Origin of the sequence: Streptococcus sp. DD10 (assembly GCF_001578805.1) — a bacterium.
Taxonomy (GTDB): domain Bacteria; phylum Bacillota; class Bacilli; order Lactobacillales; family Streptococcaceae; genus Streptococcus.
In genome coordinates this window covers 1-289 of record NZ_KQ969228.1, presented here as the reverse complement: position 1 = coordinate 289, position 289 = coordinate 1, and the positions used below count along the sequence as shown (strand labels likewise).

Annotated in this window: 1 pseudogene; it reads right to left on the bottom strand. The window is 42.2% G+C overall.

Annotated elements, in window-relative coordinates:
• A pseudogene (locus STRDD10_RS10695) lies at positions 1-289 on the bottom strand (winged helix-turn-helix domain-containing protein); the annotation flags it as partial.

Genomic DNA, 289 nt, shown 5'->3' with positions numbered 1-289 from the left:
GAGGAGCCCAACAAGAACTCATCTTACTGATTCTCCCAAAACCAGCTTCATCTTGGTACATCAAACGTACTTTGTTATAAGTCCCCTCCTCTTTAAAGCGCTTACTTAAGGTCTCGAATGTAGATTTTATTTTTAGACGTCTCAATTGTTTGAGCGTCTGCCTTCTTGGGATGTTCAGGTCTAGGAGTGACCGTTCGCCAACCATGGCGTTTCAGAAGATAATAAAAACCATCACGTGTGGAAGTGCGACCAATCTCTTTTTGATAGGCTTCAAATAACTGAGTGACAG